This window comes from Pullulanibacillus camelliae (genome assembly GCF_014642655.1).
GTDB classification, from domain to species: Bacteria; Bacillota; Bacilli; order Bacillales; family Sporolactobacillaceae; genus Pullulanibacillus; species Pullulanibacillus camelliae.
In genome coordinates this window covers 1-25157 of sequence record NZ_BMIR01000022.1, presented here as the reverse complement: position 1 = coordinate 25157, position 25157 = coordinate 1, and the positions used below count along the sequence as shown (strand labels likewise).

At 43.3% G+C, this 25157-nt stretch carries 15 protein-coding genes; 14 read left to right on the top strand and 1 reads right to left on the bottom strand.

Annotated elements, in window-relative coordinates; translation table 11 throughout:
• Positions 1–8: 8 nt before the first annotated feature.
• Complete coding sequence (locus tag IEW82_RS16995) at positions 9–2687, bottom strand: alpha-L-rhamnosidase (protein WP_188697421.1); 2679 nt, start codon at positions 2685–2687, stop codon at positions 9–11.
• Between the two features lie 221 nt (positions 2688–2908).
• On the opposite strand from IEW82_RS16995, the gene IEW82_RS16990 reads away from it, so the two are divergent.
• The 14 genes from IEW82_RS16990 to IEW82_RS16925 all read left to right on the top strand — a co-directional run bounded on the left by IEW82_RS16990 (position 2909) and on the right by IEW82_RS16925 (position 25024).
• Positions 2909–6724: a hypothetical protein gene (locus IEW82_RS16990; RefSeq protein WP_188697417.1), complete on the top strand. Its 3816-nt coding sequence runs from the start codon at positions 2909–2911 to the stop codon at positions 6722–6724.
• Between the two features lie 13 nt (positions 6725–6737).
• Positions 6738–8795 (top strand): beta-galactosidase, encoded by a 2058-nt coding sequence (locus IEW82_RS16985; protein ID WP_188697414.1) that lies wholly within the window; start codon positions 6738–6740, stop codon positions 8793–8795.
• A 13-nt stretch (positions 8796–8808) separates the two neighbouring features.
• Entirely contained in the window at positions 8809–10068 is a 1260-nt protein-coding gene (locus IEW82_RS16980) for a ribulose-bisphosphate carboxylase large subunit family protein (protein WP_188697410.1), read from the top strand.
• 148 nt (positions 10069–10216) lie between these two features.
• Complete coding sequence (locus IEW82_RS16975; RefSeq protein ID WP_229672721.1) at positions 10217–11200, top strand: ABC transporter permease; 984 nt, start codon at positions 10217–10219, stop codon at positions 11198–11200.
• Positions 11201–11221: 21 nt separating this feature from the next.
• Positions 11222–12109, top strand: coding sequence for a carbohydrate ABC transporter permease (locus IEW82_RS16970; protein WP_188697407.1), 888 nt, complete (start codon positions 11222–11224; stop codon positions 12107–12109).
• 90 nt (positions 12110–12199) lie between these two features.
• The gene (locus tag IEW82_RS16965; protein WP_188697404.1) at positions 12200–13777 is read left to right on the top strand and encodes an extracellular solute-binding protein; all 1578 of its coding nucleotides are present in this window, start codon (positions 12200–12202) and stop codon (positions 13775–13777) included.
• A gap of 172 nt (positions 13778–13949) precedes the next feature.
• The gene (locus IEW82_RS16960) at positions 13950–15752 is read left to right on the top strand and encodes a sensor histidine kinase (protein ID WP_229672719.1); all 1803 of its coding nucleotides are present in this window, start codon (positions 13950–13952) and stop codon (positions 15750–15752) included.
• Positions 15727–16512: a response regulator transcription factor gene (locus IEW82_RS16955; protein ID WP_188697388.1), complete on the top strand. Its 786-nt coding sequence runs from the start codon at positions 15727–15729 to the stop codon at positions 16510–16512. Before IEW82_RS16960 ends, IEW82_RS16955 begins: the two co-directional genes overlap by 26 nt.
• Before the next feature lie 32 nt (positions 16513–16544).
• Positions 16545–18908 carry a glycoside hydrolase family 95 protein gene (locus tag IEW82_RS16950; protein ID WP_188697385.1) on the top strand — a complete coding sequence of 788 codons (2364 nt, stop codon included), beginning with the start codon at positions 16545–16547 and terminating at the stop codon, positions 18906–18908.
• Between the two features lie 134 nt (positions 18909–19042).
• A complete protein-coding gene (locus IEW82_RS16945) occupies positions 19043–20470 on the top strand; it encodes a four-carbon acid sugar kinase family protein (protein ID WP_188697382.1) in 1428 nt (475 codons plus the stop codon).
• Positions 20470–21141, top strand: coding sequence for an aspartate/glutamate racemase family protein (locus IEW82_RS16940; protein WP_188697381.1), 672 nt, complete (start codon positions 20470–20472; stop codon positions 21139–21141). Before IEW82_RS16945 ends, IEW82_RS16940 begins: the two co-directional genes overlap by 1 nt.
• Before the next feature lie 20 nt (positions 21142–21161).
• Positions 21162–23207: a beta-galactosidase gene (locus tag IEW82_RS16935; RefSeq protein ID WP_188697493.1), complete on the top strand. Its 2046-nt coding sequence runs from the start codon at positions 21162–21164 to the stop codon at positions 23205–23207.
• Positions 23208–23277: 70 nt separating this feature from the next.
• A complete protein-coding gene (locus IEW82_RS16930) occupies positions 23278–23976 on the top strand; it encodes a GDSL-type esterase/lipase family protein (RefSeq protein ID WP_188697378.1) in 699 nt (232 codons plus the stop codon).
• A 31-nt stretch (positions 23977–24007) separates the two neighbouring features.
• A complete protein-coding gene (locus IEW82_RS16925; protein WP_188697375.1) occupies positions 24008–25024 on the top strand; it encodes a family 43 glycosylhydrolase in 1017 nt (338 codons plus the stop codon).
• The last annotated feature ends 133 nt before the right edge of the window (positions 25025–25157 follow it).

Sequence of the window (25157 nt, the reverse complement as noted above, 5' to 3'; positions counted from 1 at the left end):
AAGGAGGATTACACTTCAGCGGTGAAATGATAATGGCCTGATGCCAGGGTGAAGAGTGCACGCCCATTCTCATATCCTTTTATACGAATGGCGGAAATATCCTGCAGGCTGTGTGCTTTTTCGTAAACGGATTGTAGCGATTTAGCAGGAAGGGAAACCGTGCAATGACAATTGACAGGAATGCGGACTTCCAGCTGAAAATGGGTGTTGCTCAGCCATTCCCATTTAACGCTCATAAGGCCACTCACAAGTCTATGCTGAGCCGATACGCGTTTCAGTTCCTTTTCAAGATAAGGTGCTAAAGTGATATGAGTGGTTCCCGTTATTGGATTCAATTCATAAGTAATGCCTGCAAGGCCTTTGTAGAACCATTCTTCAATATGCCCCAGCATAAAGTGATTTTGGGAGGTGCCAACAACGGGGCCATCCCATGCCTCAGTTAAGCTCGTTGCCCCGTTCAGAATTTGAAATCCATAGCTAGGGTGGTCTGTTTTTTGTGTCATTTTATAAATGATATCGGATCTTCCGTATTGTCTAAGCGTCGCTAAAACAAAACGAAAGCCGATATCTCCGGCAGTGGTATGATAGTCATGCTTAAGAATGTCTTGAACCAAGTGTTGAAAAACATGCTTTTGATTGGCTTTGTCAACTAAACCAAGGGCAAGCGGCATTGCCTGTGAGGTTTGACTGCCTGTTCCATATTGATGGGTGTTGGGATGATAAAAATGGTCATTAAATTGCTGCTTTATTTGCTTGGCAGTGTTTTGATAATAACGTGAATCCTCTCTTTGCCCCAATAGATCAGCAATTTGCTGAAAAAGCTGGACTACATGATACAGCATAGCAGTTTCTGGTAGTGCAACAGGGGTGTTTTGTGAAAAGCCAGGCCGCTCTTTCCCGACATCATACCAATCGCCTAACCCGTCTTGAATGATAAAATTGTCAGCTTTCGCTGTTAAATAGTCAATATATTTCTTCATTCCTTGGTAATGCTGCTTTAAAATTTGGGTTGTTCCGTAAATCTGATACAGGCGCCATGGTATGATGATATAAGTGGCTCCCCACGAGACAGAATGACGGAAGATATCCCATGGTTTTTTAAAAGCCACATACTCCGGGGCAATTGTTGGTATCATGCCATTATCAAGCTGACTATCGCTTATATCTGCAATGATTTTTTCAAGCAGCGGCTGGAGGGAGAAATTGTACATCAAAGACGGTCCCATTAAATGGACTTGTTCTAGCCAGCCAAGCTTCTCCCGATGCGGACAGTCGGTTAAGACGCTCTTCATATTGCTTACCATTGCCCAGTTAATCAGTTGATGGGTCTGGTTTATAAGTGTATTCGAACTCGAAAAGTCGCCAATTTTTTGTATATCTGGATAAATGATTTGTCCATGAACGTCAAGAAGCTGGGCCTGTTCATTTGATTTATCCTGTAACTCCTTAGGGATTGCCCCTTCAATCTGTAAGAAGCGAAACCCATAGTAGCTGAACCGTGGTTCCCAAACTTCTATTGTCTCACCTCTTAAAACATAATTAAATGTATAGGGAGCCCCACTCGCTTGTTGGTTGACCGTTCCGTCTTTATTTAATAATTCACCCGGACTTAGCTTGATGGTTTCCCCGCGCTTCCCCTTGACTTTAATCCTGACCCACCCCGAAAAATTTTGTCCAAAATCGATGATAAACACATGAGGTAAGGGCTCAGACACATTAACAGGCTTTAGGGTCTGCATTACTTTTAAAGGTGGATGTTTTTGGGCGGATAATTTGCCAAGCGGGGCTTGAACCTCGGTAGCCTTTTGCCATTTAGAATGCAGTGTGAAGCCAGGTTTGTCCCATCCGTCTTGCTCCAAACGCGCATCGTAATCCTCTCCGCCGTAAATACAGGAGAACGTTATCGGCCCCTGACTTGTCATCCATTCTCGATCACTGGTAATGGTATCAAAGCTACCATCCTTATACTCAATCTCTAGTTGAACGCGACATTTTGGTAAGCCAAAGGAATTTTTAAACTTAGTGTAGCGCCCGCCTGTTACATTATAAAAACCATTGCCTAATAAAACTCCTAGCACATTTTCATGGACTTGAAGCTGGGCGGTCACGTCATAGACTGAATAAAGACAAGTCTTATCATAATTTGTCCAGCCGGTGTCTAACACCCTTTCTCCCACTTTATTTCCATTTAATCGGAGCTCATAGTGTCCTAAACCGCATATATAAACCCGTGCCTTTTTGATGTCTTTTTTGACAGTGAAAGTCTGTCTAAACAAAGGCATCGCGGAACTGGAGCTGCCAATGCTTTGGGTGCTATGGCCTATCCATTGGCTGGTCCAATCCTCGGGGCAAAGGAGGCCCATTTCCCACCATGAAATAGGACTTTCCGATTGTTGCTGCTTTTGATCCCATGTTTGAACCTTCCAATAATAACGCTGACGGGACTGAAGTGTGGGGCCGCAATAAGTGATCCCGACATTTCGATTTGAACGGACCAGTCCAGTATCCCAGATCTCTCCAATATCCGCAGCGAGGTTTTGGCGTGTCTCGGATACAAGGATACGATAGGCGGTTTGGATAGTTCCTCTTTCCTCAGCTTCTGCAAAATCCCAGTGAAAGGTGGGAAGCAAGTTATCTATTCCTAAAGGCTGAATTTGTCCATCTACAAATATATTTTTTACCTTCAAATGCTCAGCTCCTTGCTTTTATTCTCACGCTTACTTAGTTAGTTAAAGAATAACACGCTTTGCTTGAGGCAAATATTCTTAAATTTTAAGAGTTTTAATTAAAAATAATCACTATTCACGACCTTAGTGGAAATTTAACATGGAGAGTGAAAGAGAAACGGTTAGATAGTGGGCAAGACTTTTTGAAAGCGGATTAATTTGAAGGGTAAAGGGTGAGGTGTATGAACGTAGAGCAATTACGGCACAGTTTTACGAAGGCTGATCCAAGATTTGGACCCGTTCCTTTTTGGTGGTGGAGTGCAGAAGAAATTACACCTGAACGTGTCCGTTGGCAATTGAAGAAGTTTAGAGAGGGTGGCTTGCGTAATATCGGTATCATCAATATTGCTCCGACTGGACCGCAGTATGGCAGTGTAAGTGATCAGCCGGCCTATTTTAGTGAGGCATGGTGGGAGATGTTTGAGGTGGCCTTGCGCGAGGCAGAGCGTCTAGGCATGCGGCTGTGGTTTTATGATCAAATTGGCTTTTCTGGTGCTAATTTTCCAGCACGCATTGTATCGGAGCATCCCGAATACTCAGGTTATGTTTTGAGAAGATTTCGGCAAGAAGAGGTCATTCCTGAAGGGGCTGATTTCTTAGGGCACATAGGGGATTATACCTATGTTGCGATGCGCCAAGGATTCAATTGGCTTGATGCAAGGGCAACGCATCTCTTATTAGATAAAATCCATGGTGAATTTGAACGGCGCTTTCCTTATGACCTAGGCAAAACCATTGCAGGGAGCTTTCAAGATGAGTTACCTCCATTGCCATTATGGACGAAGGAAATGCCAGAATTATATCAAGAGCGTTATCAGGATGATTTGCTTGCCAAATTGCCTTGTCTATTTGAAGAGCTGGAAGGCTTTTCGGAAGTAAGGAGACGGGTCTATAAAATTGCAGCGGAGTTAGCAGAAAAAGCATTTTTTATTCCCATTTCAGAGTGGCATGAAAAACACCATATGCTGATTGGGTGTGATCAGGCGGGACCAGCTAGAAAAGTTGATCCCCACGGAGCTCAGCGCCTCTACTTGAATTATTTTCGAACCCATCGCTGGTATAGCTCACCGGGGGCTGATATGGATGGCGAGATCAAACCCCATTCTTCGATGGTTCATCTACATGGTGGTAAGCGTGTATGGCTGGAAGCCTTTCATTCCAGTGGCTGGGGCGGGACACTGGAAGAGACGATGCATTGGCTTATTCCATGGTTTCAGGCTGGAGCGACTTTATATAGTCCCCATGCGGTATACTACAGTACGCGTGGTGGATGGTGGGAATGGGCACCACCAGATACGGGATGGCGACAGCCTTATTTTGAGCATTATTCAGTATTTGCAGATACAGTCAGTCGAGTCTGTGCTTTATTGAGTGAGGGCGATCATGTAGCTGACATTGCTATTCATTATCCTTCTTATGCAGCCAGTGGCTGGATGTCATTAAGCGATGGCACAAGCGCCGAGCATCCGATGCTGATTGCCAATCGATTGCCTAATGATGAACTTAAACATATTGAGAAGGTCTATAAATCGTTGACAGGGCGCTGGAATCGCAGAGAACTAACGGCAACTGGGGCACTTCGGCAAACACAAAGAGATTTCGATATCGTTGATGATTCGGCTCTTGTTAAAGCGGCGGTTGCTGGAAAGCGACTGCATATTGCAGGCGAGCAGTTCGCTGTTCTTCTCCTTTGCGGGACGACGATTATGGAGGAAGAAGCGCTCGATAAAGTACAGGCATGGATTCAGCAGGGAGGTCTTGTCATTGCCATTGAAGTCCCCGAGGCTCAGCAAACACTTGCGGGTGTTCATTATGTTAACTCCGCTGAGGCAGCGGTTGAGGTGATTGAAGGCCAGCTTCCGAAGCGAATTGAAGGGGGCGGGATGGCACTTCAGCGCCACGTGGAGGATGCTGACATTTTTCTGTTGCTCCCAGAACACGGAGAATTGCTCAATATGCATCAGCCAGCTGTACCGGGGAAGACACTGCAGAAAAGTACGGTGTATCGCTTAAGAACGTCTGGTGCCCCTGAGCTATGGGATCCTGTAACGGGCAAAAAGCTATCTCTTGATTACACACGGGATGGGGATTGGATAGAAGTGGAGGTTCCTTTTCATTCTTGGCCAGCAGCGCTGATTGTGTGTGCATGGGACACAAAGAAGCAATCAAGAGTGCAAGAAGATCTAGTGAGCCAGTTTTTGAATAGCGGAAAAGTGCAATTACTCCCCGATGATCAATGGCGTGTCCTGGCTATTTCAACGTTAGATAATCGGTATGGTGATTTTGATTTACATGGAAGGAATGCCTTTATGCCAATCGAACGCCGAATGGTAAAGGTGAAGCAGGAAACGTTCGCTTCTCAAGGCTTGAAGGAAGCATGGTTTCAGCTAGAGACAGAGGATGCCTCTTGGAAGGAGCGGCTTTGGAGTGAGGCGGCTTACTGGATGGCCTGTCACGGCAAGCACTTTGAGGAATCAGCGGCTTGGCCTGTCATTTATAGTCACACACTAGGAGATCAAGCGTTTAAGACGTGGGCGGGGCGGATGGGACGCGTTCCGCGAAGATTCCTTAACTTAGGGGAGGTTGAGAAGGGGGCCTCAGTTTGTGTCAGAACACATGTGATTGCTCCTAAAGAAGGACGGTATTGGATGCGTGTTGAATCAAACGCCAAGGTGACTGGAACAGTGAATCAACAAGCGATTCAATGGCAGGGAGGTCCTGAAGAACAAACGGCATGGATAGAGCTTGAACAAGGTGAAAATGAACTGATTTTAGTAGCGGAAGCCATTATCACGGGCTTAATTCGAGCTGGAGTAGAAGTCAATAGAATTGAAAGAGCGCCTTTACCAAAATGGTTACATGTCAAACATCCGCATGCTCAATCAGCGATAACAACCTCTCTTTATTATGATGGGGAGCAGCCTATCAAAAATGTGCGGATGGTGTTCGCTGCTAGAGGGCGGGTTGCTCTGTACGTTAATGGCAACAAGGTGACGGAGCATGGTGACTTTAATCCGTATATACGTCAGGGGCAAGAGGAAGTTGATGTTACCGGCTTGTGGCATAAAGGGGACAACGTCATTCGCTTTGAATTGCCAGAGGGTGAAGGAGAAGTGTTTGCTGACGGCGTTATTGAATACGCCGACGGTGAGACGTCTATATTTTGTACAACCGAAGCCTGGAAAGATGAACAAGGCGGCGCTTCTAAAGTGCTTCATGAGGCGGTCTTGCAATTTGCAGAAACAGAATCCTTATGGATGACCTCTCGTCCTCATCCCTTACCTGATGTGGGTTGGCTGATGCCTCATTCTGTTCCAGATCCCAAACCATTACCCTTTATCTATCAACCCAACCAATTGGGACAGGCTGTATGGTTAAGGCTGCCTATGCCTGTTGGCACAAAGAAAATCAAGATAGGCTGTAAAGGAGATCTGCGAATGTGGATTGATGGGAACGAGGTCGCAGTGCAGCATGGCGAGGCGACGTTCCCGGCTCAGAAAGCAGGAGCACTGGCCACTGTCCGTGTAGAGCCGAAGGGTCCTTATGCAGAGGCTGATGTTTTAAATGCTCCCATTCGTTTTGAGACGACTTATAGTCGAGGAGAATTAGGGGACTGGCGCACACAGCTGTGTTTACCTCATCATAGTGGCGCTGTAGAGTACGTGACGACATTCGAACTGTCGGAAGCAGCCCAAGTAGCGATTGATCTTGGTCATGTTAGAGGCACGGCAGAGCTATGGGTTGATGATGAGGCGTTGGGAATACGCGTCTGGAGACCTTATATTTTCACAGCAACTCAGGTCCTTAAAGAAGGACGTCATCAGCTACGGATTAGAGTGACCAATACGTTGGGGACGCATTATGAAGTCGGTCGCCCCAGTCATGTGGTTGGAGGGGAACCGTTATATTGGAATGAGAGCAATACCTCGGGAACCCCTCAGCAATTTGCTTCAGGAGGTCTTTTTGGACCAGTAAAGTTAATGAAGATGACACCATAATGAAAAAGAAAGGATGAGGCGGGTGAGTAATAAGTTTCCTACACTTTTATATGGGGGAGATTACAACCCTGAGCAATGGCCGAAAGAGATTTGGGATGAGGATATGCGCCTCTTTAAACTCGCTAATATTAATATTGCAACGATTAATGTGTTTACATGGGCGCTGAATCAACCGGATGAGGCAACCTATAATTTTGATTGGTTAGAAGAGATTATCGATAAGCTTTATGCTAATGGCATCCATGTTTGTTTGGCGACTGGTACAGCGGCACATCCGGCGTGGATGGCCAAACGCTATCCAGACGTGTTAAGTGTTGATTTTGAAGGGCGTAAGCGAAAATTTGGTTTTCGTCATAATAGCTGTCCGAATAGCCCGACCTACCAACTTTATTCAAAACGCTTAGTAGAGAACCTTGCTAAGCGTTTTGGGGATCATCCAGCTGTCATGCTATGGCATGTCAACAATGAGATGGGCTGTCAATGCTATTGTGAGCGCTGTGAGCGTGAATTTAGAAAATGGCTGCAGAAGCGGTATGGGTCTTTAGATGAACTGAATCAGGCATGGAATACACGCTTTTGGGGGCATACTTTCTATGATTGGGATGAAATTGTCCTGCCGAACTTGTTAAGTGAGCATATTGATAGAGACGATCCCAATCAAACGGTCTTTCAAGGTATTTCACTCGATTATTATCGCTTCAATTCAGACTGTGTGCTGGAGCGCTATTTGGATGAATATCACATCCTTAGAGAGATTACACCGGATATCCCGATCACAACTAACTATCATGGTCATGCAACCTACCAACCTCTTGATTATTTTAAATGGAGTAACTATGTCGATATTGTTGCCTGGGATAATTACCCGGCTTTTGATACGCCCATCAGCACAACGGCATTTCGTTTAGATTTGATGAGAGGAATGAAGCAGGGGGCTCCTTTTTTGATCATGGAGCAAACCCCTAGCCAGCAAAATTGGCAGCCCTATAACTCGTTAAAACGTCCAGGGGTGATGAGATTATGGAGCTATCAAGCACTGGCAAGGGGAGCAGATGCCATTCTCTTTTTCCAACTGCGTCGGTCTATCGGTGCTTCTGAAAAATTTCATGGTGCGGTCATTGAACATGCAGGGCATGAGCATACCCGGGTTTTTAGTGAAGTTTCCGAATTAGGCAAGGAGTTACAAACCTTGGGCAGCACGTTTATCCACTCTAGAATTCATGCGAAAGTAGCCATCATGTTTGATTGGGAAAACTGGTGGGCGGTGGACTTATCAAGTGGCCCAAGCGATCAGTTGAATTACGTTGCTGAAGTCCAAAAATATTACAATGCCTTTTATTCTCAAAATATCCCGGTAGATATTATTCACTCTGAATCCAATCTTAGTGATTATGATCTTGTTGTTGCTCCAGTCCTTTATATGGTTAGAGCTGGGGTCGCTCAAAGTCTTGAAGCCTTTGTTGCAGGTGGTGGGACTTTGGTTACAACATTTTTTAGCGGGATTGTTGATGAACATGATCGCGTGATCCTCGGTGGTTATCCAGGTGAGCTCAGAAAGCTATTAGGGATTTGGGTAGAAGAGATTGATGCGCTTTTTCCTGAGCAATCTAATCAAATGAGAATGGTTAAAGCAGTCAACGGTTTACAGTCAGCCTATAATTGTGGGATCCTATGTGATCTTCTTCATACTGAAACGGCTGAGGTGATGGCGGAATATGGGCAAGACTTTTATAAAGGCATGCCATGCTTCACGCGAAATTCATTTGGAGCAGGCGAAGCGTGGTATGTGGCGACAAGCCCTGAAGCGGCCTTTCTCGAACATTTTGTTCAGCATCTATGTGATAGCCGGGACATTCGGCCAGTCATGGAGGTTCCTGAAGGTGTTGAAGTTACCTGCCGCTCAAAAGCAAGCAAGGACTATATTTTCTTACTCAATCATGCCGATGAAATAAAACATATTGATTTAGGCGATAAATGCTACAAAGAATGGATCAATGGAGAGACAGTAAAATCTGAGCTTTATCTTCCTTCTAAAGGGGTTATGATCCTTGAGGAAGTTCAGATACATTGAGGGAGGCTGGAAAATGAACGAGGATCGATTACTAGCTACGTACCTAGTAGAAACCCCCTATTCTCTCAATTATGCTGCTGAAAAAATTGCTGGGGAGCAATCGACAGGCACCTTTGTTACCGTCCCCGGTGAAACCCACGCATTAAAAGAGAGGCATAGGGCACAAATCGTTAAGGTGACGCCACTAGAGGATGTCACCCACCCGAGTTTACCTGGAGGAAAAATCCCCTCCCATCATGATGGGGTGTACCATCGCGGGGAGGTGGTCATTGCATTTCCAGTCTGTAACTTCGGTATCTCTCTGCCCAATATCTTAGCAACAGTAGCTGGCAATCTCTTTGAATTGCAAGAGTTAACAGGAATCAGATTGATAGATCTTGAGTTTCCTAGAGGTTTTAGCGAGGGGTATAAAGGACCTAGATATGGGGTAGCGGGAACGCGAAAGCTCATAGGTGTCTATCGTCGTCCGATTATTGGGACGATTATCAAACCGAGTGTTGGCCTCACTTTAGAGGCCTTGCAGCAGCTTGTTTATGAGCTAGCCACGTCGGGATTAGATTTTATCAAGGATGATGAACTCAATGCGAATCCGCCTTATGCCCCGTTAGAAAAAAAGGTGAAGGCAGTTATGGAGGCGATTCATAGAGCTGCCGATAAAACAGGGAAAAAGGTCATGTATGCTTTTAATATTACAGGTGATATCGATCAGCTAAGAGCCCATCATGATTGCGTTGTGAGTGCAGGCGGTAATTGCGTTATGGTCAGTATCAATAGCATAGGTCTTTCTGGCTTGAGCTATCTTAGCAGGTTTAGTGAGGTCCCCATTCATGGGCATCGGAATCAGTGGGGGATGTACACCCGTGCTCCTTTCTTAGGCATGGACTTCAATGTCTATCAAAAGCTATGTCGGCTTGCTGGGGCTGACCATCTTCATGTGAATGGACTTAATAGCAAATTTTACGAGAGCAATGCTTCAGTTGTTCACTCTATCCAGTCGACCTTGAAGCCATTCTTAGGAGGCTATGAGACGATGCCTGTCATTTCTTCTGGTCAATGGGCAGGAACTGTTCAAGAAACCTACAGCAATATAAAATCGATTGATGTGATGCATTTGGCAGGGGGGGGAATATTGGCTCATCCTAATGGTGTGGCAGCAGGATGTGAGAGTATGAAATATGCATGGGAGGCTGCGACTCAAGGAATTGAGTTACATCATTATGCAGAAAAATATCCAGTGCTGCAAGCAGCTATAGACCATTTTTCGACTAAATAGTGGGTTGAAATGTTCCAAGAATCTAAAAATTGAACACTTATATCTTAAATATAGACAATTTCGCAGCGTGTTTAATCAGTCGTACAATAAATATAGTGAAAGTTCAAAAATAAGTCAGACCACTTCTTTTGAAAGGGGAGAGTGCGCCTTGAAGCCGAAAGTGCAAGATACGAGATTACCCATATATTCTGTTTCTAAGCCTTCTGTTTGGAAGCGCTTAAGAAAACAGGCCTCTCCACAACTCTTCGTGATCGTAGGGCTCATCGTTCTCTTTATTTTTCAATATCTGCCGATGTTCGGTATATTGATGGCCTTTAAAGACTATTCGATAACAGATGGAATCTCAGGCATTTTTACAAGTCATTGGGTGGGATTTAAATATTTTATTCAGTTTTTTCATGACTATCAATTTAAAACGATTGTAACGAATACCTTAGCTATAAGCTTTTTAAAGTTGATTTTTACTTTCCCGATTCCTATTATTCTTGCACTCATGCTGAATGAAGTTCGTATCAGTGTTGTCAAAAGGATTGTACAGACAACCAGCTATTTTCCTCATTTTATTTCTTGGGTTGTTGTTGCGGGTCTTGCTTCTGTCTTTTTATCTACTGACACAGGATTATTTAACGATTTTCTCATGAAATTAGGGATTATTCATCATCCGATCGACTTTCTCTCAGATCCTCATCATTTTTGGGGGCTTGCGGTTGGGACCGCGATGTGGAAGGAAACGGGCTGGTGGACGATTATTTTTCTAGCCGCTGTAAGTGGCATCGATCCAACCTTGTATGAAGCAGCACAGATTGATGGGGCTGGTCGCTTAAAACGGATCTGGCATATCACACTTCCTGCTATACGAGGCACCATTGTGGTTGTGCTTATTTTAGCCATTGGCAGTTTGCTTGGCGGCGGTTTAGTGGGCTCCAATTTTGAGCAATCGTTCCTTTTGGGTAATTCAGTTAACTCGGGACGATCAGAGATATTACAAACGTACGCTTTTCAAATGGGACTTGCTCAAGGACGTTATTCCTATGCGACAGCTATCGACCTCTTACAGTCTGTGATATCGGTCATCTTGATCTTTGGAAGCAACTGGATTGCTAAAAAGACAACGAAAACGGGCTTATTTTAACAGTTAGAAAGGAGGTCCATTATGAAACGAAGGACATTAGAAGATTATCTTGTAGATGGTATTAACTACTTTCTATTAGCGCTTATTTTTATCGCTACTTTTTATCCCTTTTACTATTTGATTGTGATTTCTTTTAATAATGGATTAGATTCATCTCTCGGAGGCATTTATTTTTGGCCGAGGCATTTCACGCTGGTCAATTACAAAACGCTCGTCACCGATCCTTCTTGGATCCTAGCATTTTTTGTTAGCGTCGCTCGAACCGTTGTAGGCACATTTCTTGGCGTAGGCTTTACAAGTCTTGTCGCTTATGGCTTAGCTTATAAACAGCTCATGTTTAAAAAAGTGTATTTTGCTATCTTTATTATTGGTATGTATGTTTCGGGAGGCATTATCCCTCTATATGTCATTCTTAGACAGATTCATTTATTGAATACATTTTGGGTGTATGTTCTGCCTTCTATGTTAAACATCTTCTTACTTTTTATCGCGATTTCCTTTTTTCGAGAAATTCCCTCAGAATTGGAGGAATCTGCACGAATAGATGGTGCAAGTGAACTGAGAATTTTTTTGAAGATTATCCTGCCCATCTCTAAGCCTGTATTAGCGACGATGGCTCTATTTATTGGAGTCACACAATGGAATTCGTGGCTCGATTCCGCCTATTATGTACAAAATGAGCATCTTAGAACACTGACCTATAAAATGATCCAGGTCATTAATCAGGCCTCTATTCCTACAAATATTCAGGGACCAGGTGCCGAATATGCAGCCAAAGTTGCCCAAGCCACGCCTTTTTCACTTGAGGTTACGGCCATGGTAGTATCGATTATTCCCATCATCTGTGTCTATCCATTTTTGCAGAAATATTTTGTCAAAGGTGCAATGATTGGGGCCGTAAAAGGTTAAAGGTTAAAACGCTATTCATCGTTTACTAGAAGCCCAGATGCTTTTAGTAAACGATTGATTAGATGAATAAATATTAAGGGAGGATTTTACATGAAAAGAAAACTGCGCATGCGCCTTAACTTGTTGGCTATCATTATTGTTGCTTTATCTCTTTTGGTTGCTTGTGACAGCGGTAACAAAACGTCAAAGTCAGCCTCTGATAATGCTTCAAGTTCTAAAAAATCATCAGATGGGACACAGACACTTTCCATATTTGTAGATCAAAGCTATTGGCCATTAGATAAATGGAAAGGAGAAATTCCTGAAGAAATCACAAAAGAAACAGGGATAAAGCTTAAAGTCCAGGTTGCTACCGACAGTCAGCAATTGCCATTGATGATCTCCTCTGGGGATTTACCCGATTTGGTTTTCACCTCTGATCATTTTCAGCAGATGTCAGATCCTAAGATCTCTTATACTTGGGATGAACTCATTAAGAAATATAATGTAAAGGATTTTAATATTGATCCATTGGCAAGAGTGCTTAATCAGGCGAGTGATGGCAAGCTTTACTCTGTAAAGAATGGCTTTACTAATCCTGAAGAATTTAAGTCCACACCTAAGGCGCTTGGCAACGTACCTGCGCTTTCCATACGAACAGATATTATGAAAGAGCTTGGCAATCCAAAACTAGAGTCTCTTGATGATTTGGTAAATCTTTTAAAAGAAGTGAAAGCAAAATATCCAAAAATGACCCCGTTGGTCTTAAGCCCAGTCGCTCTTAGTCACTATTTTCGTGTAAATTTTGGCGTAGGCTACCAAGGGTTCACGAAGGTTGATGGTAAAGCAGCCTACTATATTGCTGATCCTAAGCAATACGACTATTATATGTTTATGAATAAATTGTATCGTGAGGGTCTGATTTCTGCAGAGAATTTTACTTGGAAGGATGCAAATAAAGATAAAGAAATGATAGAAAACGGGCAAGCCTTTGCGATTTGTAATAATACCGATATGGCGACCATTAATGCAGAGATTAAGGCGGCAGGTAAGGATTTTCAGATCGATCAAGTGCCACAGTTGTTAGGAGATAACGCGGAACTGACCACAAATAGTGCAGGTTGGTCAGGGTTATTTATTACCAAAAATGCTAAAAATCCAAAAGCTGCGATTAAATTCCTTCAATTTATGCATAGTGAAAAAGGTCAGCAGCTGGGCTTGTGGGGAATTAAAGGGAAGGACTGGACATTAGATCAACCCATTGCTGACGGCGGTTATCCTAAATTTAAGTATGATTCACAAAGTGCATCAGAGCAGAAGAAAAAAGGTGCTGTTTGGTGGGGACTTTTGGCCGACAATGGTATAAATGAACAAGTGCAACGTTACGTACCGGGAACGTCGGTCACAAAAGCGATGATGGATGCTAAAAAGTATACAAAAAATGATCCGATTTTAGGTGCGATTGATCCGCCTGTTGGTTCAGAAGAGCAGGTGACTAAAGCCAACTTAGATAATATGATTCAAAATGAAGAAGCTAAAATCTACTTAGCCAATTCAGCTTCAGCAGCGAAAAAAGCCTATAACAATATGATGAAAACAGCAAAGCAAATTGGTTTAACGAAACTAGATAACTATGCGAATAGCCAATATAATAAGCTGATAGACGAGTATAATAAGGTCAAGAACTAAATAAGAGACGCAAATCAAGGCATAAAAAACTAAAATTTTGGGAGGTCTATTGATCTACCAAAATTTTAGTGCTTCTATCAGAAGCATCATGTTGTTATTATCAGGGTAAAGAGAAGCAGTAAATGGCGAATTTCTTAAAGTAGGGATATGGATGGGTAGATGGGTGCGATGGTTGAAGGAGAAAAGGACCAAGATAACAGGACGAATTTTACCAAAAATGATAATTGGTTATATCTTTCTTGTCTTTATACCTGTTGTGTTGTTTGGGGTGATTCTTTATGAGCGCTCCTACAACAATATTATGCAAAATTATTCACAGTCTAATCAAAGCCTAATCAATCAAGCAGCGAATAACTTACGGATTGGCTTGGCTCAAGTGAATTCGATTTACTCTTTATTTCAGTACAATCCCAGTGTCACTGGCTATCTGAATGGTCAATATCAGACTGTTTCCAATCAAGTATACACCTATCTTAAAAATATCCGCCCTATGCTGACCTTTGCTTATTCAGGTGACAAGGCGATTGAATCTATTAAGCTCTTTAAAATGAAGAAAAATGTTTTCCCGATTGAAAATGAGATTGAAGATATGGATGCCATTCATTCTCCAGCCATTAAGAGGCTTGTTACAGGATTAAAGGTGGGGCAGGGCGAGTGGCGTCCAAGCCCAAAGGGCAATCAAAGGCAATTACCTCAACTTACCTACTATAAGAAAATCTATAATGACATATATACAGAAGAGCTTGCTGTCATGCAAGTGACTTTTAATGATAATCTCTTAAACAAATTTTTGAAGGCGGTTAACGTTAACCATGACTCCCATGTTCTAATTGTTGCAAATGGCAAGCCTATATATAAAAGCACGAAGTTTCCTTTCACTAACCAAGAGGTAAAGACAGTGATGCATCAACTGCATGCCTCTAAGCAGCCCAATTGGATTTGGAAGCAAAAAGAATTACTTGTTAACTCATTAAATCTGGAAGATTTGCATCTTAACATCTACTTTTTTAGCCCCACTGACCAAGTGTTTAAGGACATCCGCCAAAAGGCGTTTATCTATGGTTTTGTCTTTCTCATGCTTCTTGGCTTATTATCGAGTATTTATTATATGATAGCATCGGTGTTAACCAAGCGGGTGCTCAATCTTGCGAGACATATGCGTAAAGTAGATGAAAATAAACTGAGTATCTATAAAGGGGATAAAGGAAACGACGAAATCGGATTTTTAACCGAGTCTTATAATGCGCTGATTCAGAGAATCGACGAATTAATTAATAAAGTCCATCGTGCTGAGCTTAGGAAGAAAGAAGCAGATTATCTCGTTTTACAAGCGCAGGTGAATCCCCATTTTTTATATAATACGTTGGAAGCGATTCGAATGCTTGCAGAAATGAATGATGATCATGAAGTGGTTGAAGCCATGTATACGTTGAGTAAGCTATTAAGATATAGTTTATCCTCAGGCGGAAATATTACAACCCTTGAGAAAGAGATAGAGAATATCAGAGATTATCTCAAGATTCATAAGCTGCGCATGATGGATCGTCTCCAATATGAGATCGTCATAGATGCAGCTATCCATGAGGTGCACTGTCCTCGTTTTATCTTACAGCCGTTAGTAGAAAATTGTATTCATCATGGGCTTTCAACTTTAAGAAAACCAGGTCAAATTAAAGTGATGATTACAGAAAAAGGGGAAGACCTGAAAATAGAAATAGCAGATAACGGGAAGGGGATCACAGAGGAGCGGCTGGCGGTGATTCATGGGGTGATGAACAATACACTGGAGAGAAGCTTGCTCGAAACGAAGCATACTGGATTGGGAATATACAATGTAAGTGAAAGGGTAAAGGCGTATTTTGGGGTGGGGTCGACATTAGACATTGTAAGCGAACCGGGTCAAGGGACTTCCTATATCATGCTGATAAAAAGGGATAGGGGGAAAGCACATGTTGAAGCTCATGATTGTAGATGATGAACCGCTTATCGTTAGAGGTCTTAAGAAAATCATTGATAAAGGAAACACGCCCTGGACGGATATTGTAAGTGCTGGGGATGGTGTAGATGCCTTAGAAAAGCTCAATTCCTTTAAGCCAGATCTCTTAATTACCGATATTCAGATGCCAGAGATGAATGGCTTTGAATTAATTCATGAGGTTCGCGGTCGTGGGCTGTGTGAAAACTTTGTGATTTTAACAGGCTATGATGAAAAGATGTATTTACATCAAGCGATTCGCTGCCGGACGCTCGATTATCTATTAAAACCTGTTAATAAGACGGAGCTGTTTAATATTCTTTCAAATGTCTCTATCGATTTATTAAGGGAGACAAAGCATCACCATCAGACAGTGCCATTAAAAGAATCCCATATTCTAAAGATTGAAAGCGCGAACATCTCTAAAAATATTAAAAAGATTATTGCTCATATTGATGAACACTATGATCAAGATTTGTCCTTAGATCAGATTGCTGATTATGTGTATTTGCATCCAAATTATATTAGCTCGCTCTTTAAAAAGGAAACAGGCCTTACCTTTATTCAATATTTACATTTGTATCGCATCAAAAAGGCAAAAGAGCTGATGTTAAAGGAACCTGACCTTTCATTTAACGTCATTTCGGAAAAGGTAGGATATGAGAATGTGCGCCACTTTTTCAGTGTTTTTAAAAAGTATAGCGGCGTTACTCCAGGCGATTTTAGAGCGCATTATAAGTACACCTTGCATTATGAATGATGATGAAATGAATCTGCTTAAAGGAGAAAACAATGGAACTGAAATTTTATTCACCAGCGAAAGCATGGACAGAAGCACTGCCCATTGGTAATGGGCGTTTAGGCGCAATGGTTTTTGGGAGAGTGGAGGATGAAATCCTACAATTGAACGAGGATACCTTATGGTCTGGACAGCCGACAAGCTGGGAATGCCCCGACGCTAAGGCGCATTTGGAGACATTGCGACACCTCATAAAGAAAGGACGCTATCAGGAGGCAGATAAGTATAGCAAACATTTAATGGGTCCCTATACAGAATCATTTATGCCTTTCGGGGAATTGCGACTTCGCTTCGAACATGGCAATCTCTATCAATCCTATACCCGCAGACTCGATTTAGATAAAGGCATGAGTCAAGTGAATTATCGCATTGGCAATGTCGATTATACGAGGGAAATCTGGGCCTCTTATCCTGATCAAGTCATTGTCCTCCATCTCAAAGCAAGTGAAAAAGGGTGTCTATCCTTTCATGCCACATTAGATAGCTTGCTTAGACATAAAACGAAACAGAAGGAGAAGAGTTTCGTCGTGCAGGGCCAAGCGCCTCTTTATTCTGCCCCTAATCATCAACCGATCGGAAATCCTATCCGATATGATGATCCGAAGGCCTCTCAAGCGTTGCAATTTGCCGGTGCGCTGACTGCCAAGACTGTGGATGGCACATTACATGTTGACCAGGATGGGCTACATGTCATCGAGGCGACTGAGGCGGTCTTGTTTTTCAGTGCAGCTACAAATTTTCAGTCATTTAATTGCCCACCAAAAGCCTCTGATAAGCGGCCAGTGCTGCTTGCCTGTCATCACCTTAAAATAGCGCTAGGCACCCCCTATCAAGTTTTGCGTGAGAGACATTTATCTGATTATCAATCCCTGTATCATCGCGTGACATTACATTTAGGGGAGAGTGCTGGAGGAGAAGAGTTAGCCACAAATGAACGTTTACAGCACTATGGAGCCAGTGATCCTAAGCTCATAGAATTACTTTTTCAATATGGGCGCTATTTGATGATTGCCAGTTCACGGCAAGGAACGCAGCCAGCGCATTTACAAGGTTTGTGGAATAAGGAAACACGACCTCCATGGAGCAGTAACTATACTTTGAATATTAATACACCAATGAATTATTGGTTAACAGAAAGCTGTCACTTGGAGGAATGTCATGCTCCGTTTTTAGATTTTATAGGGCATCTAGCTGAAAATGGCAAAAGGACGGCGGAAATTTACGGGGTCAAGGGATGGATGGTGCATCACTGCACGGATATTTGGTGTCAGACTGCCCCGAGCGGTGGATATGGGGACGGGGATGCAGTTTGGGCCATTTGGCCGGTTGGGAGTGCCTGGTTGTCTCAACATTTATGGGAGCACTATGCCTTTAGTAAAAATGAATCCTTTCTTCGAGAAAAGGCCTATCCCATAATGAGAGCGGCAGCCGAATTCTGTTTGGATTGGCTCATTGAAGGGGAGGACGGCTATTTGGTCACAGCCCCAGCAACCTCTCCAGAAAATTTATTTATAGCCGAAGAAGGCCCTGCGGCCATTAGTCAAGCAACGACTATGGACATGTCTGTCATTTGGGATCTCTTTACCAATTGTATTGAAGCGGCACAAATATTAAAGGTAGACGAAGCGATGGTCGCTCAACTACAAAAAGCAAAATCACGGCTTCATCCAATGAGGATTGGCAAATATGGACAACTTCAAGAGTGGTTTCAGGATTTTGAGGAAGCCGATCCCCAGCATCGTCATATGGCGCATATGTTTGCTGTCCTGCCAGGACGTCAAATTACCAAGGATGAGACACCGGAATTTTATGAAGCGGCAAAATCGACGCTTAATCGTCGTGGAGATGAAGGAACGGGTTGGAGTTTGGCCTGGAAGATCGGGCTATGGGCGCGCTTGGGAGATGGAAACCGCGCTTTTAAGCTTTTGTCAAAATTGCTCATGCTGGTCACTGAAAATAAGGAAGCTTTTCATAAAGGGGGGTTGTATCCTAATTTATTTGATGCCCACCCTCCCTTCCAGATCGATGGGAATTTTGGGGTGACTGCAGGAATCGCCGAGCTCCTCCTACAATCTCATGAAGGCTTTCTGCGTTTATTACCCGCTCTCCCTGAAGCATGGCCTTCTGGAAATGTAAAGGGCTTAAGAGCGCGCGAGGGATTTGAAGTGACTATAAAATGGGACAATCATCAGCTTGTTCAAGCAGAGATTCTTTCTCATGCGGGAGAAATCTGTCGTGTCTATAGCCAATGCCCACTTAGAGTAGAAACCAATGGAAAAGTGCTGCAGACGAATCGGGACAGCAAAGGAAGAGTAGTGTTTCAAACAGAGAAGGGCGAGCGATACTTCCTGACATAATTTGTTCAATCTACTATAAACTAGCGATCTTTAAAATGAACATCTCATGCTTAGATTTGTTCATTTTTTTTTAATCAGGATCATGGGAGAATAGCATTGCGAGCGCTTACTTATTGAAGATAGGATGAGGAAATATGAGTGATCAAAAAGCAGCTTTTTTCGAAGAGGGAATGCCAAGGCCATTACTTGCCTTTTATGGCGATGATTTTACAGGATCAACCGATGTCATGGAGGCCCTTACTTGTGGGGGAATGCCAACGGTTCTTTTCTTAAAGCCTCCTTCCAGCGATCTTCTCAAAAAAGCCTTTCCACATATTCAAGCCTTTGGGATTGCCGGTGTCAGTCGGTCATTGTCACCAGAAGAGATGGAACAGGAACTTTTAGAAGCCTTTTCTTTCATCCAAGCCTCCCAAGCCCGTGTTTGCCACTATAAAATCTGTTCCACCTTCGATTCATCACCAGAGGTTGGAAGTATAGGAAGAGCGATCGATATCGCCTTAAAATGCTTTTCAGAGCAACGCTTTATTCCAATTGTTGCAGGTGTACCTGCTTTAAAACGCTATACGCTATTTGGACATCATTTTGCTACGTTGAATCAAGAAACCTATCGTTTAGATCGGCATCCTATCATGTCTCAGCATCCCATGACACCCATGAAGGAGTCCGACTTAAGGCTGCATCTGTCCTATCAAACCGATTTACAGTTTTCATCCGTTAATATATTAGAATTATCGAGCGAGCTTCAGATGATAAAACAAATCGTTGATCAAAAGGTCATCAGTCACCCTATGGGACTCTTATTTGACGTGTTAGATGAAGACAGGTTAAAAAAGGTTGGTCAGTTGATATGGGAAGAGGCTGCGGATTTGGATACACCCCTTTTTGTTGTTGGGTCTTCGGGGATTGAATACGGTCTAACAGAAGCATGGCAGGCCTCTGATGCCATCCCTTTGGCAATGCCCTCATTTAATGTCACTCCATCCATTGATCCACTCCTTGTTATTTCTGGGAGCTGTTCAATGCTTACTCAAAGTCAAATTGATTATGCGCTTGACCATGGCTTTAAAGGCCTCAAGGTTTCGGGTGAGCAATGCATTGACCCGCTAACGTGCGCCGATTATTGTTTGGAGATCATTCATCAAGCGACAAAGCTGATTGAGCAAGGAAATAGCGTGGTGATATACAGCGCGCATGGTCCAGCAGATGCGAGTATTGCAAGGATAAAGCAAAGGTTAGTGTCGAGTGGTCTTAAATCCACAGATACCAGTCCGCTTATTGGACAAGCGTTAGGAAGCATGTGTCGAGAGATCCTTAGGCAAACAGGGATCGGTCGGCTTGTTGTGGCTGGTGGGGATACTTCTGGCTTTGTTTTAAAGGAACTCGAGATCTATGCGTTAGAAATGGTCACACCACTGACGCCCGGTGGCCCCTTATGTAAAGCTTACTCTGAGCATTTGACGTTCGATGGCCTTGAATTGTGTTTAAAAGGAGGCCAAGTGGGGCCGGTAGATTTTTTTCAGGTGTGTAAGAATAATGGCACGGATCAAAAGGAGAGATTGTAATGAAAACTGTAGTAGCGGTTTATACAGGTCAAGGCCTCGATGAAATGGTGAAAAAAGCATTTGCCCAACACCTCCCAAACCAGCGGTTAGTGAATATTATCGATGACAGTTTGATATATGATGTTGTGAAAGCAGGGGAGGTAACAGCCTCTGTAAAAAAAAGACTGCTTCAATATTATCAACATGCTGTTGACATGGGAGCGGATGCGATACTGAATACCTGTTCTTCGGTCGGGGAAGTTGCGGATATAGCTCGTGCATTGATTGATACACCCATCATAAAAATCGATGAACAAATGGCTCAAGAAGCGGTTGAGCATTATCAAACGATTGGTGTATTAGCAACATTACCGACAACTTTACAGCCTACCATGCGTTTGATCGAAAGACAGGCTGCAAACAGCGGAAGGAAGGTTCAGCTCATCGATGGCTTAGCCGAAGGGGCTTATGCTGCTTTAGTGAGTGGGCGTCCGGAGGAACATGATCGCTTACTATTAGCCACAGCGAGACATGTTGCTCAAAAAGCGGATGTTTTAGTCCTCGCTCAAGGCTCTATGGCAAGAATGGAGGACACACTTAGTCAAGAAACCGGTCGGCCTGTTCTATCTAGTCCAGTGAGAGGAATTCAAGAGTTAAAACGTGTAGTCACTGAGGGAAAGCGCAGGAGATAGAAAGGGATGTGTTAAAGATAATGTTTAAGCAAGCACTTACAAAAATACCATACGGTGGCGATTATAACCCAGATCAGTGGCCGAAGGATATCTGGGATGAGGACATGAGACTGTTTCAATTAGCAGGCATTGATATTGCGACAATAAATGTCTTTTCCTGGGCGCTCAATCAGCCTGATGAAAAGACGTACAGCTTTGACTGGCTGGATGAAGTCATGGATTATCTTCATAAGCATCAGATCAAGGTATGCCTAGGAACGGGTACGGCTGCACATCCCGCTTGGATGGCTAAACGTTATCCAGATGTGTTAACAGTAGATTTCGAAGGAAGGAAGAGAAAATTTGGTAGGCGTCATAATTCCTGTCCAAATAGTCCGACCTATCGGAAATATGCTAGGGAAATGGTACAGCGATTAGCAGAACGCTATAAAGCTCATCCTGCGCTTTTGCTATGGCATGTGAATAATGAATATGGTGTGCAATGCTATTGTGATCAGTGCCAAACGGCTTTTCAAGAGTGGCTGCAGCGAAAATATGGGACATTAGATGCTTTGAATACAGCCTGGAATACAAGATTCTGGGGACATATGTTTTATGACTGGGATGAAATTGTGCTGCCTAATCGATTGAGTGAGCATATTGATAGCCGGCGGCCGGAGGTGACTGTTTTTCAGGGGATCTCTTTGGATTATACTCGCTTTAATTCTGATAGCCTTTTAGATTGCTATCTTCTAGAGCGGGATGCCATAAAAGCGGTTATTCCTGAGGCGATAGTAACGACGAATTTTCAAAGCAACGGCACTTATAAGCCACTTGATTATTTTAAATGGGCAAAGGCATTGGACGTGGTCGCTTTAGACTGTTATCCGACCAATGATATGCCCATGAGTCACACAGCCATGCGTCATGATTTGATGAGAGGGCTAAAGGACGGCATGCCGTATATGTTAATGGAATCCTGCCCGAGTCAGCTTAATTGGAAGCCGCAAAATCCGCTGAAGCGGCCGGGGATTACAAAGCTATGGAGCTACCAAGCCATCGCTCATGGAGCGGATAGCGTCATGTATTTTCAACTGAGGCGTTCTATCGGAGCTTTTGAAAAATTTCACGGGGCTTTGATTGATCATGCGGGACATGAGCATACCCGCGTGTTTCGTGAAGCGGCGGAATTAGGCAAGGAATTGGAGAGGATTGGAGACAGGCTTTTGGATAGTCGCATCAAGACTAGAGTTGGCTTGCTATTTGATTGGGAAAATTGGTGGGCGATAGACTATTCAAGTGGTCCAAGTGTTGACTTGAACTATCTTAATGAAATCCAAAACTATTATGATGCGCTTTATGAACAAAACATTCAAGTGGACCTTATTGGGGTTGACACAGATTTTAGTCGTTATGATCTAATTTTGGCACCGGTATTATATATGGTTAAAGCAGGGCTAAAAGAAAAGCTTGAACAGTTTGTTGGAAGAGGAGGGACCTTTGTTACCACGTTTTTCAGCGGGATTGTCAATGAAAGTGATTTGGTAACGACAGGAGGCTATCCAGGAGAGCTCCGACACCTGCTCGGCATTTGGGTAGAGGAGATTGATGCCCTTTTTCCGGAGCAAAAGAATACGATGGTTATGGTCGAAGAGCTTGAGGGGTTTAAAGCTTCCTATGATTGTGGGCTCTTATGTGATTTAATTCACGCAGAAGGTGCAGAGGTCCTCGCTCAATATGGCCAGGATTTTTATCAGGGTATTCCTGTTCTCACCTGTAATCGCTTTGAAAAGGGTCAGGCCTGGTACGTTGGAACAAGTCCAGAACCAGAATTCTTAAAACATTTTGTTCGAAAGCTTACCCAAGAAAAACATATTTATCCCATTCTAAACGCACCTGAAAATATAGAGGTGAGTGTTCGGGAAAAGGACGGCAAGCAGTTTATGTTTCTTTTAAATCATAATAAAGAGCGTGCTCAAGTCATCCTTGACTCAGAATCTCAGGAGGATGTGCTGAGTGGTGAGGCCGTCTCTGGAAGGATAGAAATTCCTGCAAAGGGTGTACGCATTTTACAACTGCCCATTTAAGTGTAGATATTAACATGAGGTGAGCGTTAACAAAAACAGTTAGATGACGAGATGAGAAAGGTGTGAAGGCATGAAACGCCCGTCAATGATTAGACCAGGGATGTTCGGTGGCGTCATTTCCGCAGATACGCGACGTCAGGTTTTTGATTATCATAATGAAGTGATTATTGCTCATCAGGCCCCCATTGATTTTGTGTTTATTGGCGATTCCATAACGGATATGTGGGATTTGGACACCTATTTTGGAGGAAGAGGAAGGCGGATCGTTAATCGGGGGATCGGTGGCGATATGACGCCATATGTGTTACGGAGATTTCCCGCAGATGTTGTGCAGCTCCATCCTAAATATACCGTAATTAAAGTTGGGGTCAACAATACATGGGCATTAGATGCGTGGCAACAGAAGGACCTAAAAACGCCGCAAAGCATCCATGATGAAGTGGTGACGGAGACTGTTGAGATGGTGCAATTAGCCAAACAAGCAGATATTTTGCCGATTGTCTCATCTCTTCTCCCGACATGTATTGCAACCAATAAGCAGACGGCCATCCGCAATGAACTGATTCTTGATATTAATCGAAGCTTAAGGAAAAAGATGGAAGCATTAGGTGGGATATTTGTCGATGATCATTCTGCCATGACTGATCATACTGGAAAACAATTAAGGTCGGAGCTTGCTGACGATGGTCTTCATCCTAATGTGCTTGGATATACCATCATGGCTCAAGAACTTCGGGAGCAATTGAAGCGAGTGGGCATCGAAATTTAATGATTCAACAAAAGAGTGAGGGGTGGAAGTGATGACTATTGAATCTTATGTTACACCATATAAGCTTGGTCAGCCTGTCTTAGTGGGTTCGGGCCAGCCTGGCACGTTTGATGAGCGGGCGGTTGATTGCCCTTTTGTGTTTCAACATCATGACACCTTCTATATGATGTATGTCGGGTTTGATGGGGAAGGTTATCAGACTGCGCTTGCGACGAGTGATGATTTAGTGCATTGGGAACCAAAAGGATTAATTTTAAAAAGAGATGAAGGGTCAGATTGGGACGCCAAGAGCATTGCTGGAACTTGGATATTAAAAGAAAATCGAATAGATGCGCCGCCTGTTTTGAAAAAATGGGAAAATAAATATTGGCTTGTCTATCATGCCTATCCTGAAGTGGGATATGAGGAAGGGGCAGCTCAAATTGGTCTTGCCTGGACAGAGGATGAAGAGTTATTAGACTGGCATCGCATTGAAAAGCCTATTCTTATCCCCTCAGAGGGAGCAGAATGGGAACAAGCAGGGCTGTATAAAGAGTGTTTAATTGAACATGAAGGAACCTTTTACCTCTTTTATAATGCCAAAAATCAAAAGGAGAAATGGATAGAGCAGACGGGTGTTGCCTTTTCTAATGATTTGATTCATTGGGACCGCTATAAGCACAATCCAATCCTTCCCGTAACCGAAGGAGCGTGGGATAGCAAATTTGCCAGCGACCCTTGTGTGCTCAAAAATGGTGAAGAATGGGCGATGTTTTACTTCGGATATGACTACAAAAAAGCGCAGGAAGGGCTAGCACTATCGAAAGACCTTTTGCATTGGACAAAATACCCCGAGCCAATCCTTCGAGTTGGAGAAGAAGGCGAGATCGATGCGGTATTCGCTCACAAACCAGCAGTCATCACCCATAATGGGGTGCTGTATCACTTTTATTGTTCTTGTAGAAGGTCCAAAGAGGGGGATCGCACACGCAATTTTGGCAATGAGTTTCGCACCATCACTGTCGCTGCCTCACACGATGTGTTTAATAAAAATAGTACCTTAAAATAAGGTTGAGTGAAGAGGCCGGGACAAAACTCAGTAAATTAAGAGTGGTACCTACCAAAATGATATGCTCCCCTTACGGTAGACAGATTAAAAAACAAAAATCTGTTTTACCGTAAGGGGAGTTTTTCTGTGTCTA

Bases quoted from the DNA above. Each gene is read 5' to 3' on its own strand.
- IEW82_RS16990 (WP_188697417.1), top strand. From the start codon at position 2,909: ATGAACGTAGAGCAATTACGGCACAGTTTTACGAAGGCTGATCCAAGA.
- IEW82_RS16985 (WP_188697414.1), top strand. From the start codon at position 6,738: ATGAGGCGGGTGAGTAATAAGTTTCCTACACTTTTATATGGGGGAGAT.
- IEW82_RS16980 (WP_188697410.1), top strand. From the start codon at position 8,809: ATGAACGAGGATCGATTACTAGCTACGTACCTAGTAGAAACCCCCTAT.
- IEW82_RS16970 (WP_188697407.1), top strand. From the start codon at position 11,222: ATGAAACGAAGGACATTAGAAGATTATCTTGTAGATGGTATTAACTAC.
- IEW82_RS16965 (WP_188697404.1), top strand. From the start codon at position 12,200: ATGAAAAGAAAACTGCGCATGCGCCTTAACTTGTTGGCTATCATTATT.
- IEW82_RS16955 (WP_188697388.1), top strand. From the start codon at position 15,727: ATGTTGAAGCTCATGATTGTAGATGATGAACCGCTTATCGTTAGAGGT.
- IEW82_RS16950 (WP_188697385.1), top strand. From the start codon at position 16,545: ATGGAACTGAAATTTTATTCACCAGCGAAAGCATGGACAGAAGCACTG.
- IEW82_RS16945 (WP_188697382.1), top strand. From the start codon at position 19,043: ATGAGTGATCAAAAAGCAGCTTTTTTCGAAGAGGGAATGCCAAGGCCA.
- IEW82_RS16940 (WP_188697381.1), top strand. From the start codon at position 20,470: ATGAAAACTGTAGTAGCGGTTTATACAGGTCAAGGCCTCGATGAAATG.
- IEW82_RS16935 (WP_188697493.1), top strand. From the start codon at position 21,162: ATGTTTAAGCAAGCACTTACAAAAATACCATACGGTGGCGATTATAAC.
- IEW82_RS16930 (WP_188697378.1), top strand. From the start codon at position 23,278: ATGAAACGCCCGTCAATGATTAGACCAGGGATGTTCGGTGGCGTCATT.
- IEW82_RS16925 (WP_188697375.1), top strand. From the start codon at position 24,008: ATGACTATTGAATCTTATGTTACACCATATAAGCTTGGTCAGCCTGTC.